Origin of the sequence: Bradyrhizobium sp. WSM2254, assembly GCF_000472645.1 — a bacterium.
GTDB classification, from domain to species: domain Bacteria; phylum Pseudomonadota; class Alphaproteobacteria; order Rhizobiales; family Xanthobacteraceae; genus Bradyrhizobium; species Bradyrhizobium niftali.
This window is the reverse complement of record NZ_AXAB01000034.1, coordinates 53,518-67,960: the sequence shown is the minus strand read 5'-3', so window position 1 is coordinate 67,960 and position 14,443 is coordinate 53,518. Positions and strand designations below refer to the sequence as shown.

Below are 14,443 nucleotides of genomic sequence, written 5' to 3'. Positions count from 1 at the left end.
TTCTGCGCGCCCGATGATCTCGCTCGCTGACGCAATTTGAGCGAGGTCCGATATGGCGAAGATGCGAGCTATCGATGCGGCCGTGCGAATTCTGGAGAAGGAAGGCATTTCGACCGCCTTCGGTGTTCCCGGGGCCGCGATCAATCCGCTTTACTCGGCACTGAAGAAGCGTGGCTCGATCCGCCACATCCTGGCGCGGCATGTCGAGGGCGCCTCGCACATGGCCGAGGGCTATACGCGGGCGAAGGCCGGCAATATCGGGGTCTGCATCGGCACGTCGGGACCGGCCGGCACCGACATGATCACCGGGCTCTATTCGGCGATCGCCGATTCCATTCCGATCCTCTGCATCACCGGGCAGGCGCCGCGCGCGCGGCTCTACAAGGAGGATTTTCAGGCCGTCGACATCGAGTCGATCGCAAAGCCCGTGACCAAATGGGCGGTGACCGTGCGCGAGCCGGCGCTGGTGCCGCGGGTGTTCAGCCAGGCGTTTCACGTCATGCGCTCCGGCCGCCCTGGACCGGTGCTGATCGACATGCCGCTCGACGTGCAGCTCGCCGAGATCGAGTTCGACGACGAGACCTATGAGCCGCTGCCGGTCTACAAGCCGGCCGCGACGCGCAAGCAGGTCGAGAAGGCGCTAGAGTTGCTCAATGCGGCCGAGCGGCCGCTGATCGTCGCAGGTGGCGGCGTCATCAACGCCGATGCCTCCGATCTCCTGGTCGAATTCGCCGAGATTGCCAACGTGCCCGTGGTGCCGACGCTGATGGGCTGGGGCGCGATCCCCGATGATCACGTGCTGATGGCCGGCATGGTCGGCCTTCAGACCAGCCACCGCTACGGCAACGCCACGATGCTCGAATCCGATTTCGTGCTCGGCATTGGTAACCGCTGGGCCAACCGGCACACCGGCTCGGTCGAGACCTACACCAAGGGCCGCACCTTCGTGCATGTCGACATCGAGCCGACGCAGATCGGCCGGGTGTTCAATCCCGATCTCGGCATCGTCTCGGACGCCAAGGCCGCGCTCGAGCTCTTCGTCACCGTCGCCAGGGAGTGGCGCCGGTCGGGCAGGCTTCGCGAGCGCCAGGCGTGGCCCGCGGCCTGCCGCGATCGCAAGCGCGCGATGCTGCGCAAGAGCCATTTCGACAACGTCCCGATCAAGCCGCAGCGCGTCTATGAAGAGATGAACAAGGCCTTCGGCCGCGACACCGCCTATGTCACCGTGATCGGCCTGTCGCAGATCGCGGGTGCGCAGTTCCTCGGCGTCTACAAGCCGCGCAACTGGATCAATGCGGGGCAGGCCGGGCCGCTCGGCTGGACGCTGCCGGCAGCCCTCGGTGTGCGCGCGGCGTGCCCGGATCGCGACATCGTCGCGCTGTCGGGCGATTACGACTTCCAGTTCCTGATCGAGGAGCTCGCGGTCGGCGCGCAGTTCAACCTGCCCTACATCCACGTCGTCGTGAACAATTCCTATCTCGGCCTGATCCGTCAGGCCCAGCGCGGCTTCGACATGGACTACCACGTCCAGCTCTCCTTCGAGAATATCAACGCGCCCGAGCTCGGCGGCTACGGCGTCGATCATGTCGCCGTCGCCGAAGGCCTCGGCTGCAAGGCGATCCGCGTCACCGATCCCAAGGACTCACAGGCCGCATTCGCGACCGCGCGCGAATTGATGGCGAAGCACCGCGTGCCCGTGGTGGTCGAGTTCATCCTCGAACGCGTCACCAACATCGCGATGGGGACGGAGATCGACAACATCGTCGAGTTCGAGGAGGTGCTGGACCTGGCCCTCGACGAGGTCGGGACCAAGCGGTCCGGCGTGCTTCAGCCGGCGGAATAGGGGACAGCATCATGCCGAAATTTGCCGCCAACCTCACCATGCTCTTCAACGAGATGCCGTTCCTCGACCGCTTTGCTGCGGCGAAAGCGGCAGGCTTTGCCGGGGTCGAGTATCTGTTTCCCTATGATTTCGACAAGGCGCAGCTGCGCGAGCAGCTGGAGGCCCACGGGCTGACGCAGGTGCTGCATAATCTCCCCGCCGGCAACTGGGCTAAGGGCGAGCGCGGCATCGCGATCCTGCCGGATCGCGTCAGCGAATTCCGCGACGGCGTGTTCCGCGCCATCGACTATGCCAAGGCGCTCGATTGCGAGCAGCTCAACTGTCTGGTCGGCATCGCGCCCGATAATGCCGATCCGCGCGAGCTCAACGAGACGCTGGTCGGCAATTTGCGCTTCGCGGCCTCGACGCTGGCGCGGGAGAACATCAAGCTCCTGGTCGAGCCGATCAACACGCTCGACATTCCCGGCTTCCACCTCAACGGCACCGAGCAGGCGGTGCAGCTCATCTCGGAGGTGCGGTCGAACAATTTGTTCATCCAGTACGACATCTACCACATGCAGATCATGGAGGGCGATCTCGCCCGTACCATGCAGGAATATCTCCCCCAGATCGCCCACATCCAGCTCGCCGACAATCCCGGCCGTCACGAGCCGGGCACCGGCGAGATCAACTATCCCTTCCTGTTCCGCCATCTCGACGCGATCGGCTATCGCGGCTGGATCGGCTGCGAATACAAGCCGCGCACGACGACGCTGGAAGGCTTGTCCTGGCACGCGGCGCAAACCTTCGAGACCTGAGGAAAATTAGACATGATCGACATCGGCTTCATCGGACTTGGCACCATGGGACGGCCGATGGCCGGCCATCTTCTGGCTGCGGGCCATCGCGTGCTCCTGCATGACGTTGCGCCGGTGTCGCCCGAGCTGATCGCGGCGGGCGGCATCGCCTGCAAGTCGGGCAAGGAGGTCGCGGAGGAGGCGGATGCCGTCATCATCATGGTGCCGGATACGCCGCATGTGGAGGCCGTGCTGTTCGGCAAGGACGGCGTCGCGAGCGGCATCTCCAAGGGCCAGATCGTCGTCGACATGAGTTCGATCTCGCCGCTGGCGACGAAGGAGTTTGCCAGGAAGATCGAGGCGCTGGGCGCGGACTATCTCGACGCGCCGGTGTCGGGCGGGGAGGTCGGCGCCAAGGCGGCGAGCCTCACCATCATGGTCGGCGGCCCCGAGCGCGCCTTTGGCACCATGAGGCCGATCTTCGACAGGATGGGCAAGAACGTCACGCATGTCGGCGCCAATGGCGACGGCCAGACCACGAAGGTCGCCAACCAGATCATCGTCGCGCTGACGATCGAGGCCGTGAGCGAAGCGCTGCTGTTCGCATCGAAGGCCGGGGCGAACCCTGCGCTGGTGCGCAAGGCGCTGATGGGCGGCTTTGCCTCGTCGCGGATTCTCGAAGTGCATGGCGAGCGCATGGTGAAGCGCAATTTCGATCCTGGCTTCCGCATCGAGCTGCACCAGAAGGATCTCAACCTCGCGCTCGAGGGTGCTCGCGCGCTCGGCCTGTCGCTGCCGAGCACGGCGGTGGCGCAGCAATTGTTCTCCTCCTGCACTGCGCATGGCGGCAAGGGCTGGGATCATTCGGCGATGGTGCGCGCGCTGGAACTGATGGCAGGGCACGAGATCGCCGCAGCGTAAGTGTTACGCAGTAACACTCTCTAGATTTGGCGTGTCTTTCGTCGCGCGGGAACCGGAACAATGGTCCGACCCCGCGGTTGAAGGCGCAGAACAACTACTGGAGAGTGTGGACATGAAGACCCGTCTTGCGATTTCGTTGGCTGCCGTGTCGCTGCTGGCGTCGAGTGCAGCCTTTGCCCAGTCGACGACCGAACAGGGCGCCCGGGACGGCGCGCGTGCGGGCGGCGATATCGGTGGCCCGGTCGGAGCAATGGTCGGCGGCACCGTCGGTGCGGCCGTCGGCGCCGGCCTGGAGATTCCGAATGCGATCCTGGGCGGAATTCCGCGCGATGACTCCGTCGTGATCCACGAGCGCGTCGTGGTCGGCGAGCCGCTGCCCCCGACCGTGGTGCTGCGTCCCGTGCCGAACTACACCGAATATCGCTATGCGGTCGTGAACGATCGCCGCGTGATCGTCGAGCCGCGGACGCGTCGCGTCGTCAAGATCATCGACTGATCATAGACGTCAGTGAAAAACGGGCCCTGCGGAGCGTCACTCCGCGGGGCCTTCGCTTGTGACGGATACGCTCGCGCGCAGGCGTGTCATGACCCAATCGGCTGCGGCTGCGAGTGCAAAGCCGGCGCAGGCGGTGGCGGCATCGACCAGAAAATCCTCCAGCCGTGCATGGCGCCCCGGCGCCCAGAACTGCATCAGCTCGAGCAGGCCGATCAGGATGACCGAGACGGCCGCCGCTGCCAGGCGTTGCTTCCGATAGGCGAGGCCGAACGCAAGCCCGACCAGGATGAAGGCGAGCGCATGCTCGCCGTCCTGGCCGAGGTCGGAATGGGGACGCAGGCCGGGCGGACCGAGCGTTGCGAAGGTGACGGCGGTGGCGAGCAGCCAGGCAAAGGCACGAACCAAAATGGGCATCCGCCCCGCTTAGCACGGATTTTGCGGGTCTGCCGCGGGCTGCGGATCAGATCGGCGTGTAGTTAATGACGAAATGTCAAAGTGGCTCGCGCACGCCGAGGCCGTGCATGAAACGCTCCCGGATCTGCACGGGATCGCGCCTTGTGGTGCCGACGCCGGGCTTGTCGTCGATGCGGACCGCGATCAGGCTCGGCTCGGAGGCCGACATGGCCTCCTCGACCAGGCGCTCGAAATCCTCCTCGTCGGCAGCCCAGGCGCTGTTGGCGAGCCCTGAGCCGATGGCGATGGCGACGATGTCAGCCACGTCAGCGGCTGGTGTCGGCTGCGCGCCGGTGATCTGGTAGATGCCGTTATCCATCACGATCATGATCAGGTTCTTCGGCTTCAACATCGCGATCGTCGAGAGCGCGCCGAGCTGCATCAACAGCGAGCCGTCGCCTTCGAGCGCGAAGACACGGCGCTCGGGCTGTGCCAGCGCCACGCCGAGCGCGATCGGGAAGGCGAGCCCCATGCTGCCGAGCATGTAGAAATTCTGGGGGCGGTGGCCGGCGGCCCAGAGGTCGAAATTGGTGTTGCCGATGCCGCCGATCACGGCCTCCTCGTGCTTCAGCTTTCCGATCAGGCGCGACGTCACGTCGAAGCGGTTCATCACCTTGGTGTTGCGCGTGTTCATATTCGAACTCATTTGGCGGCGCTCACTTGTCAAAGACCTTGCCGCCGGTGAGCAGCGGGCTGAGGATCAGGGCCACCGGCGCTTGCGTGGTGACCGCCTGCTTGATCGAGCGGTCGGCGATGAATTCGAGCTCGTCGAGCCGGGTGATGGTGTGGTGCTCCAGCGCCAGCGAATCCAGCACCGGGCGCATGGTGCGGCAGACCAGCGACTGGCCGTAGTTGAACTCGCCGAGCGTGCCGCGCTCGGAGACGAACATGATCAGCGGAATCTGGTAGGGCACCGCGAGCGAGGCGAGCACGTTGGCGAGCGTCGCAAAGCCCGAGGTCTGCATCAGGATCGCGCCGCGCCGTCCGCCCATCCAGGCGCCCGCGACGATGCCGACGGCTTCCTCCTCGCGGGCGGTGGCAAAGGTGGTGAAGAACGGATCGGCATGCAGGTTCTTGATCAGCGGCGTCAGCACGCGGTCGGGCACGTAAGGGATCAGGCTGATCTCGTTTCGCTTCAGGGTTTGCAGGACGATGCCATGCCAGCTTTTGTCGCTGGACCCCCGTGTCGCCTGTTCCGCAATCGCCATTGCGTTCTCCCTTCGGCCGCGCATGCTTCTTGGTCTTTGCCATTGTCCTGGCCGTCGCGGCGATCTGCCGAACTTGACGCAGGCCGCGGGATTGTCAACATGTCCGGGCCGTCACCGTGATCTGCGCCGGACGGCCTGCCGTGGCCGGCACCGCCATGTCATATGTGGGCAAAGAAAGTGTGGGAGGAAGCACGGAAGGGGGCGCGCGCCGCGCTGGCCTTAGCTGATCCCTGGAGAGTCGGAAGGGTCCTGATGTCGGTCAACAGCAAGCGTGTCGTCTACTCCAATTATTTGGCCAATCCGATCTATATCGACATCCTGAAGGCGCGGTCCGACGTCCGGCTCGATCGCATCGAGAACGCAAGCCCTGAAGATTTCTATGCGCCCATCCTGAGCGCGGCCCATGTCTACCAGATCGGCGCCGCCCGCGACGAGCTCGCCCCGCATTTCCATGTCGATGCCGCCTTCCTGAAGCGTACGCCGAACCTGCTGCTCGTCTCCAGCAACGGCGCGGGCTTCGATCCCGTCGACGTCGAGGCCTGCACCGACGCGGGCGTTGTGGTCGTCAACCAGTCCGGCGGCAACGCCCATTCGGTCGCCGAGCATGCGCTGGCGATGATGCTGACGCTGTCCAAGCGCATCATCCAGTCCGACCGCCGGTTGCGCCGGGAGCGCAACGTCAACCGCAACGAGCTCGTCGGCAACGAGGTCGAGCACAAGACCGTCGGCATCATCGGTCTCGGCAATGTCGGCCGCCGCATCGCCGCGCTGTGCAAGGGCCTGCTCGGCATGAAGGTGCTGGCCTATGACCCGTATCTGTCGGCCGAGGTGATGGCCGAGCGGGGCGGGGAGAAGGTCGAGCTCGACGAGCTGTTGCGCCGCGCCGATTTCGTCTCGATCTCCTGCCCGCTGAACAAGGGCAGCCGCAACTTGATCAGCGTGCGCGAATTCGCGCTGATGCAGCCGCATGCCTATTTCATCACCACCGCGCGCGGCTTCATCCACGACGAGGACGCGCTGCTCCAGGCTCTGCGCGACAAGCGCATTGCGGGGGCCGGTCTCGACGTCTGGTCCAAGGAGCCGCCGCCGCCCGAGCATCCGCTGCTCCAGTTCGACAACGTGCTGGCGAGCCCGCACACCGCAGGGGTGACGACCGAGGCGCGCCAGAACATGGGCCGTATCGCCGCCGAGCAGGTGCTGGACACGCTCGACGGCAAGCGCCCGCCGCGCATCATCAATCCCGAGGTCTGGCCACGCTACGCCGAGCGCTTCAAGCAGGCTTTCGGCGTGACGCCGGGGTAGGGGGCGCGCAAGGTCCGATTGCGCTCCCATCATTGGTTACCGCGATGAAAATACAAAGCGGCGCATCCTATCGATTGGGTGAATGAACGCGTATGACTTGTCCTGTAGATCAGGGGTCATGAGCATTTTTTCGATTGCTACATCCGGACTTTCTGCAGCGAGTTTGCGCGTGAGCGTGGCCGCGAGCAATATCGCCAATATCAGCACGACCGGCCCGTTGCCTGCGTCAGGCGGATCGAGCACATCGGCCGGTGCGGGCAGTTCGGGCATTGCTCCGACCTTTCCCGCGGCTTATGTGCCGTTGCGAGTCGAACAGGTCGGCCAATCGAGCGGCTCGATCCCGGGCGGTACGGTCGCGACCGTGTCGGCCGTTTCGCCGAGCTTTACCGCACAATCCGATCCAGGCGCGCCCTTCGCAAACCAGGACGGCCTGGTCGCAGCGCCGAATGTCGATCTCGCCGGCGAGTTCGTTGAACTGGCGACCGCGAAGTACAGCTTCATTGCCAATGCGAAGGTCATTCAAGCCTACTCCGAGATGACAGAGTCGCTGCTCGATAACACGACGTAATCGTTGATGTCGTCCCGTGCGCCCCGCGTCGCGCTCGCCTTCCGCGAGGCTCCAGGCAGGGCGGGGCGGCTGACGGATCGAACCGGCGCCTGGATCGTCGGCGGGAACCGTTGCCGGCTTTGATCCCGGTCAAAATCTGCCTCCCCGAAATCGGGTAAATGGGATAAGAGTGCTGCCGGGGCAGCAGGAGGTCCCATGTCCACTTATGTCGTCAGGTTCATGAAGGACGTGCTCGGGGAGTACGGCCGGCAGATCGAGGTCTGTCAGGGCACGCTCGAGATCGACGCCGCCGACGAGGACGAGGCCAGGGAACGGGCGAAGGCGCGGTTTTGCAAGGACCAGGCGTTGTGTCACTGGTCGCTGCATGCCGATCGCATCCACGTCAAACCGGCTGACTTTCCCTCGTAAGGCTTACCGGCCGGGTGCCGTTGCCGGCGGCGGCGCGGTTGCGCCCGCGCCGAGCGAGCGTTGCACCATGACGGTGTCGGACCAGCGGCCGTGCCGGTAGGCGACGCCGCAGAGCAGGCCGGCGCGCGCGAAGCCGAACTTCTCGTGCAGCGCCAGCGAGGGCGCGTTGTCGGCATCGATATAGCCGATCATCTGGCGGAAGCCGGCCGCGGCACAAACATCGACCAGCTCCTGAAGCAATAGCCGTCCGACGCCGCGGCCGAGATGCGCGTGGTGGACGTAGATCGAGTGCTTGGCGGTGTAGCGATAGGCCGGGCGCTTGCGGAACAGCACCGCATAGGCATAGCCGACGACCTCGCCGCGGTAGGTCGCGACCAGATGGGGCAGGCGGGTCTGCTTCAGGTTCTTGCGCCGGTCGCGCAGATCGTCCGGCTCCGGCGCGCCGGTTCCCTCGACATCGCGCGGCACCCCGTTGCGGACGTGATGGCGGTAGATCGCCAGCATCGCCTCGACATCGCTCTCGCGTGAGGGGCGGACCAGGACCGGCTCGNCNNCCGCGAGGATTGCGGCTGTTTCGGTCATCGGCACCTACTCGGCAACGACGTAAGTATAGAGCCCGATGCGGCCATTCGCATCGACCTCCTTGTAGACGCCCTGGATTTCGACGTCGAAGCCCGGGAATGTGTTGAAGCAGGTCTCGAACATCTTGAGATAATCCACCATGGGCTTGGCCCGTTCCGTTAGCCGCTCGCCGGGCACGATGGTGGCGATGCCGGGCGGATAGACCACGAAGGGCGTGGTGGCGATGCGGCCCGCGATCGCCTCGATCGGCAGATAGTCGACATCGTTGCGGAACAAATAGCGCGCGGCATCGCGGGGCGACATCGCGATCTCAGGCATGTGCTCGGGCATGAACTGCCGCGCCTGGAGCGCGCTGACATCGGCGGCGCGGAAGAAGCGGTGCATCTCGCCGCAGAGGTCGCGCAGCCGCACGCCGGCATAGCGTGCCTGCCGTCGCTGATGGAATTCCGGGATCGCGTCCGCCAGCAACGCATTGTCGTCGTGCAGTCTCTTGAAGGCGACGAGGCCGGAGATCAGCGTGCCGGCCTTGCTCGCCTCGACGCCGGGAGTGAGCAGGAAGAGCAGCGAGTTGAGGTCGTTCTTCTCGGGCACGATGCGGTTTTCGCGCAGATATTGCGCGACCACAGGGGCGGGGATGCCGTGCTCGGCATAGGCGCCGGTGGCACGGTCGAAGCCGGGCGTGAGCAGCGTCAGCTTGTTCGGATCGGTCATGGCAAAGCCTTCCGCGAGATCGGGAAAGCCGTGCCAGCTGGTATCCGGAGAGAGCTGCCATAAGGCGGGATTGGTGGCGAGCTCGTCGGTCGAGAGCGTTTCCCAGGCGACATTGTGGGCGGCGCCGGGACGGCTGACGTCGGGGATGGCGACGCGATCCGGCACGAAGGGCTCGAAGAACCAGCGGCGGTCCGGGTTCTGCTCCTTCTCCTCGAACTCCCGGCGCATTGCGCGGATCTTCTTGCGCAGCTCGATGCCGAGCCGGATCGTGTCGTCCCACAGCACCTCGCCGGAACGTCCCTTCATCATCTGCGCGCCGACGTCGAGCGAGGCGAACAGCGGGTAGAACGGCGAGGTCGAGGCGTGCTGCATGAAGCTTTCGTTGAAGCGGCGGTGCTCGACCCGCCGCTTCTGGCCGCGGATGTGACGGTCCTTGATGTGGATCTGGGAGGCCTGCGAAAAACTCGCGAGCTGCTTGTGGGTCGATTGCGTCGCGATGATGCCCGGCGCCTCGGGGGGAAGATTGGCGAGGCCCATCGCGAAGCGGCCGGCATAGAGCGGATGGAACTTCATGAAGCCGGCCCAGGCCTCGTCGAACAGGATGTACTCGCAGAGATGGCCGATGCGCTTCAGGATCATCTCGGCGCTGTGGATCGTGCCGTCATAGGTGCATTGTTCGACCACGGCGACGCGGAACGGCCGTTCCTTGCGCCAGGCGTCGCGATCCCCAACCAGCGGATGGTTGCGGATCGCCTCGCGCAGGGCCTTCTCATCGAGCACGTCCCAGCGCATCGGGCCGATCAGGCCCCAGGCGTTGCGAATGGTCGGAACGTAGACCGGGATGCCGCCGTTGATCATCAGCGCGCCGTGATGGGCGGCCTTGTGGTTGTTGCGGTCGAACAGCACGAGATCGCCGTCGGTGACGAGCGCGCCGAGCGCGACCTTGTTCGAGGTCGAGGTGCCGTTGAGCACGAAATAGGTCTTCTCCGCGCCGAAGATCTGCGCGGCCTCCTTCTGCGCCTTCAGCGCCGGGCCCTCATGGGTGAGGAGGTCGCCGAGATCGAGCACGGAATTGTCGAGGTCGTCGCGGAACACGGCTTCGCCGAGATGCTCGACGAAGACCCGGCCGATCGGGCTTCGATTGTAGAACACGCCGCCATTGTGGCCCGGACAGGTCCAGAGCTGGTTGCCTTCCTCGGCATAGTCGACCAGTGCGCCGAAGAACGGCGTCTTCAGCGTCTCGGCATATTGCTTGAGCCGGCTGATCAGGTTCTTGGCGATGAAGGTCGGCGTCTCCTCGGACAGGAAGACATAGCCGTCGATGAAGTCGAGCACCTCGACCGGCAAATCCTCGAAGCGCTTGCGCCGGATCAGGAGGATGATCGGGAAGTCGAGGCCGCGGCGCCGCATCAAATTGATCAGTGCCGAGGTCTTGCCCTCCAGGCCCTTCTTGCCCCAGTCCACCACCATGCAGCCGATCGCGGCGTCGGTCTGCACCGCCATCTCCGCGTCCTCCAGCTTGCGGGCCCGGACCACCTCGAAACCGGAGCGCTGGATCTCCTCGATGATCTGGTTGAAGCGGACGCCTTCGAGGTCGTCGGCGTCGAACACGGGTGCGGCGAACAGGAAGTTGAAGCGCTTGAAATAGTCCATTGTCGGTCCCGAATGTACTGGAGACACAGCTCTCGGCACATTCGATGACAATTGGATGACAGCGGCCGCGGTCCGCGTTTTCGCCTCTCCCCGCGGTCTCTTCAAGCGGCGAGTAAATAGATGGCCCAGAAGGCGATCGCGCCGACGGCGAATGTCGTCGGAGAGAATGCAACTGAATCGGGCTGCTCCGGGTCTTTCGCTTTGCGGTGCGTGTAAAGAGCGAGCTGCAGCAGAATCCAGCCATTCCCAATGACCGCCGGACCCATCAACGGCGCTGCAATGCCGTAATAGCTCAGATAGGCAATCACGCCATTGATCTGCGCGGCGATGGCAACTACGGAGAAGCGCGGCTTAAGGCAGGCCAGTATGATCGCCATGACTTCAAACGCGTAGAAATATCGGTCGTGCATTTTCGGCAGCACGAATGGCATCAAGAGCAGAGACACGGCTGCGGCTGCGACCAGATGTTCGAGCTTGCGCAGGTCTTTCGCTCGCGCGGCAACGATTGAGAATACGAGCCCTGCCGCCGCTGCAATGGCCATTCCGGCGGCTACACCGGGTCCATAGAACCGGTTTGGCACGAGCAACCACATGTTTGCTGCGTTCATTGACAACCGGGCGTAGGTTTCAGCCTGATTGAAATAGACCGTCAGGATGTCGGAGAGAGGTTGGCCAAGCAGCCAGGCGGGAGCCGCGACGGCGAGATAAACGATCGGAATCGTTGCAAGCCAAAGCCAATGGATCGTTCGCCTCAGCACGAGCGCGAAGATCAAGGGCGAAAGGAATATTGCCTGGGCCTTGACAGAAAATCCGACGGCGAATGAAACGAGACCGGCCCGAGGTCTGTCTCGGGAAATGAAATATACCGACAGCAAAATGAAGAACGTCCAGATCGCGTCGGACTGACCCCAGACCGCACCGTTGAACAGAACGGTCGGTGCTAGCCAGACGGCCGCAAATGCAACGGATGGACTGTAGATACGTTCTTTGTCGGACGCGACCAGGCGTGCTGCCATCAGCGCGCAGCCGAATTCGAAGATGAAAGAAATTCCTTTGATCAGGTGCCATGGTTCGAACAGCCCATGGAACGCGGTCGCCGTAACCAAAAGGTAGCTGTAAAACGGGGTGTAATCCGTGAATGTGTGCCCGAGACTGGCAAGACCGTGGCTGTGCGCGAATTCATACCAGGGCAGCAGGAACTCGGTCGTATCGCTGGTCACCTGATCGAGGGCAACATATCGGCAGGCGAGGCCTGCAATAAAGCTGGCTGTGACGATCGTCCGGGCTAGCCATGCCACAGCCATGTGGATACGTGCCTGTGAGCCATAGGCGCCAAGGAGGAACCTCCGATCGATCAGGCTTAAGAACGTGGTCGGCGCTTCGATTGGAGAAAGCTGCGTCTTGGAATGAAGTGCCACAATTCGTGCCCCTGCGCGCCGGTGGGAGCCCCTCCAGCAAAACGATCTTAAGTTGCGAGGATAAGCGAATAGCTCTGAGCTACCCTAAGCTCATTGGGTAAAGTGCAACTTAGGGTAAAGCCAAACTTAACGTGCAGACCGGATCGGGCACCAGTCAGCTTGGTGCCCGATGCAGCCCGACTGCGGCGCGGGATGGCCTTCGCGGCGCTCGCAGGAGAGGGAATCGCTACCGCTTGGCCTCGCTGAACACCACCGTCGGCACGGCGCGGTTGACGACTTCGCGCAGCGCGAAGCTCGATTGCACCCGCGCGACGCGCGGCAGGCGGGACAGTTCGGTGCGGTGGATGCGCTCGAAATCCTGGATGTCGCGGGCGAGCACGATCAGGATGTAGTCATCGGTGCCCGACATCAGGAAGCAGCGCACGACGGAGGGGCATTTCACCACCTCCGCCTCGAACGCCTTCAGCGCCTCGTCGCTCTGGCTCTCCAGCGCAATGCGCACCAGCACCGTCGTGGTGAGGCCGAACTGCGCCAGGTCGAGCGCGGCCTGATAGGCCTGGATAAAGCCGTCGTCCTCCAGCGCCTTCTGGCGCCGCGCCAGCGCCGTGCTGGATAGCCCGACCTTGTTGGCGAGCTCGGTGTGGCTGGCCCGTGCATTGGTCGTGAGTTCCGCGAGGATGGCGAGGTCTTTCCGGTCGAGGGCCAATGTTTCGTTTCCAGCGTGAAAGAGCGTTTGCGCGCCGGAAACCGGCGCGGAGATGGCGAAACTAGCTGATATTTGCACGAAACCAAACTGGACCCGTCGCTACCATGACGAGGTGAATCAAAACGTTGGAAGGAGCCCAGGATGCGTGTCGGTGTGCCCAAGGAAATCAAGGTGCAGGAATATCGCGTCGGGCTCACCCCGGGCGCCGTTCGCGAATACGTCGCGGCCGGGCACCAGGTGACAGTCGAGACCGGCGCCGGCAGCGGCATCGGCGCTTCGGACGAGGTCTATCGGCGGGCAGGGGCGGCGATTGCCGGGAGCGCCCGCGACGTCTTCGCCAACTCCGACATGATCGTGAAGGTGAAGGAGCCGCAGAAGAGCGAATGGACCCAGCTTCGCGAAAGCCAGATCCTGTTCACTTACCTCCATCTTGCACCGGATCCCGAACAGGCGAAGGGTTTGCTCGCCTCCGGCTGTACGGCGATCGCCTATGAAACCGTCACCGACGCGGCCGGTCACCTCCCCCTGCTTGCGCCGATGAGCGAAGTCGCCGGCCGCCTCGCCATCGAGGCCGCCGGCGCCGCGCTCAGGCGGTCGGCCGGCGGTCGCGGGCTGCTGCTCGGCGGCGTGCCCGGCGTGCAGCCGGCGCGCGTCGTAGTGCTCGGCGGCGGCGTGGTGGGAACACAGGCCGCGCGCATGGCCGCGGGCCTTGGCGCGGAGGTCACAGTGATCGATCGCTCCATACCCCGGCTGCGCGAGCTTGATGATGTCTTTCTCGGACGGGTGCGCACCCGCTTTTCAACCATCGAAGCGGTCGAGGAGGAGGTGTTTGCCGCCGACGTCGTGATCGGTGCGGTGCTGGTGCCGGGCGCCAGCGCGCCCAAACTCGTCACGCGCGCGATGCTCAAATCGATGCGGCCGGGCGCGGTGCTGGTCGACGTTGCCATCGATCAGGGCGGCTGCTTCGAGACCTCGCATGCGACCACGCACACGGACCCGACCTACGAGGTCGACGGCATCGTGCATTATTGCGTCGCCAATATGCCGGGCGCGGTGCCTGTCACGTCGAGCCAGGCGCTGAACAACGCCACGCTGCCGTTCGGCCTGATGCTCGCGAACAAGGGTTTTGCGGCGGTGCTGGAAAATCCCCACCTGCGCAATGGACTGAATGTGCATCGGGGCCGCATCACCAACAAGGCGGTGGCGGAAAGCCTCGGGCTGGAATTCGCGCCGGTGGAAAGCGGGCTGGCGGCCTGACCGGTCGCCAGTTCCGTCATTGCGAGCGTAGCGAAGCAATCCAGAGTATCTCCGCGGAAAGATTCTGGATTGCTTCGCTGCGCTCGCAATGACGATGTGGGGAGAGGGTGCAGCGTCATCGCCACACGATCAACGCCTCAA

General features: G+C 64.3%; 15 protein-coding genes. 8 read left to right on the top strand and 7 right to left on the bottom strand.

Features of this window, described 5'->3' with window-relative positions:
- The first annotated feature begins 52 nt into the window (after window positions 1-52).
- From gcl to A3M7_RS0124745, 4 genes are all read left to right on the top strand, one after another.
- On the top strand, window positions 53-1,843 hold the full coding sequence (gene gcl / locus A3M7_RS0124760) for a glyoxylate carboligase (protein WP_027546321.1): 1,791 nt from the start codon (window positions 53-55) through the stop codon (window positions 1,841-1,843).
- An 11-nt stretch (window positions 1,844-1,854) separates the two neighbouring features.
- Entirely contained in the window at window positions 1,855-2,640 is a 786-nt protein-coding gene (gene hyi, locus A3M7_RS0124755) for a hydroxypyruvate isomerase (RefSeq protein ID WP_027546320.1), read from the top strand.
- Between the two features lie 12 nt (window positions 2,641-2,652).
- Window positions 2,653-3,540 carry a 2-hydroxy-3-oxopropionate reductase gene (locus A3M7_RS0124750; protein ID WP_027546319.1) on the top strand — a complete coding sequence of 296 codons (888 nt, stop codon included), beginning with the start codon at window positions 2,653-2,655 and terminating at the stop codon, window positions 3,538-3,540.
- Window positions 3,541-3,652: 112 nt separating this feature from the next.
- Complete coding sequence (locus tag A3M7_RS0124745; protein WP_027546318.1) at window positions 3,653-4,036, top strand: DUF1236 domain-containing protein; 384 nt, start codon at window positions 3,653-3,655, stop codon at window positions 4,034-4,036.
- Window positions 4,037-4,072: 36 nt separating this feature from the next.
- On the opposite strand, the gene A3M7_RS0124740 is transcribed toward A3M7_RS0124745, so the two are convergent.
- From A3M7_RS0124740 to A3M7_RS0124730, 3 genes are all read right to left on the bottom strand, one after another.
- Window positions 4,073-4,450, bottom strand: coding sequence for a VanZ family protein (locus tag A3M7_RS0124740; RefSeq protein WP_027546317.1), 378 nt, complete (start codon window positions 4,448-4,450; stop codon window positions 4,073-4,075).
- A gap of 76 nt (window positions 4,451-4,526) precedes the next feature.
- Window positions 4,527-5,135, bottom strand: a complete 609-nt coding sequence (locus A3M7_RS0124735) for a thiamine pyrophosphate-dependent enzyme (protein ID WP_027546316.1) — start codon at window positions 5,133-5,135, stop codon at window positions 4,527-4,529.
- A gap of 10 nt (window positions 5,136-5,145) precedes the next feature.
- Window positions 5,146-5,697, bottom strand: a complete 552-nt coding sequence (locus A3M7_RS0124730; RefSeq protein WP_027546315.1) for a thiamine pyrophosphate-binding protein — start codon at window positions 5,695-5,697, stop codon at window positions 5,146-5,148.
- Between the two features lie 252 nt (window positions 5,698-5,949).
- On the opposite strand from A3M7_RS0124730, the gene A3M7_RS0124725 reads away from it, so the two are divergent.
- From A3M7_RS0124725 to A3M7_RS49850, 3 genes are all read left to right on the top strand, one after another.
- Window positions 5,950-6,999, top strand: a complete 1,050-nt coding sequence (locus A3M7_RS0124725) for a hydroxyacid dehydrogenase (protein WP_027546314.1) — start codon at window positions 5,950-5,952, stop codon at window positions 6,997-6,999.
- Between the two features lie 118 nt (window positions 7,000-7,117).
- Entirely contained in the window at window positions 7,118-7,567 is a 450-nt protein-coding gene (locus A3M7_RS0124720; protein ID WP_027546313.1) for a flagellar basal body rod protein FlgC, read from the top strand.
- A 195-nt stretch (window positions 7,568-7,762) separates the two neighbouring features.
- Complete coding sequence (locus A3M7_RS49850) at window positions 7,763-7,975, top strand: hypothetical protein (RefSeq protein ID WP_027546312.1); 213 nt, start codon at window positions 7,763-7,765, stop codon at window positions 7,973-7,975.
- A 3-nt stretch (window positions 7,976-7,978) separates the two neighbouring features.
- On the opposite strand, the gene A3M7_RS0124710 is transcribed toward A3M7_RS49850, so the two are convergent.
- The 4 genes from A3M7_RS0124710 to A3M7_RS0124695 all read right to left on the bottom strand — a co-directional run bounded on the left by A3M7_RS0124710 (window position 7,979) and on the right by A3M7_RS0124695 (window position 13,045).
- Window positions 7,979-8,557: a GNAT family N-acetyltransferase gene (locus A3M7_RS0124710; protein WP_027546311.1), complete on the bottom strand. Its 579-nt coding sequence runs from the start codon at window positions 8,555-8,557 to the stop codon at window positions 7,979-7,981.
- A 6-nt stretch (window positions 8,558-8,563) separates the two neighbouring features.
- On the bottom strand, window positions 8,564-10,921 hold the full coding sequence (locus A3M7_RS0124705) for an Orn/Lys/Arg decarboxylase N-terminal domain-containing protein (protein ID WP_027546310.1): 2,358 nt from the start codon (window positions 10,919-10,921) through the stop codon (window positions 8,564-8,566).
- 101 nt (window positions 10,922-11,022) lie between these two features.
- Window positions 11,023-12,339 (bottom strand): glycosyltransferase 87 family protein, encoded by a 1,317-nt coding sequence (locus A3M7_RS44885; protein ID WP_049823659.1) that lies wholly within the window; start codon window positions 12,337-12,339, stop codon window positions 11,023-11,025.
- 226 nt (window positions 12,340-12,565) lie between these two features.
- Window positions 12,566-13,045, bottom strand: a complete 480-nt coding sequence (locus A3M7_RS0124695) for an Lrp/AsnC family transcriptional regulator (RefSeq protein WP_027546309.1) — start codon at window positions 13,043-13,045, stop codon at window positions 12,566-12,568.
- Window positions 13,046-13,186: 141 nt separating this feature from the next.
- On the opposite strand from A3M7_RS0124695, the gene ald reads away from it, so the two are divergent.
- Window positions 13,187-14,302, top strand: a complete 1,116-nt coding sequence (gene ald / locus A3M7_RS0124690; RefSeq protein WP_027546308.1) for an alanine dehydrogenase — start codon at window positions 13,187-13,189, stop codon at window positions 14,300-14,302.
- Window positions 14,303-14,443: the final 141 nt, after the last annotated feature.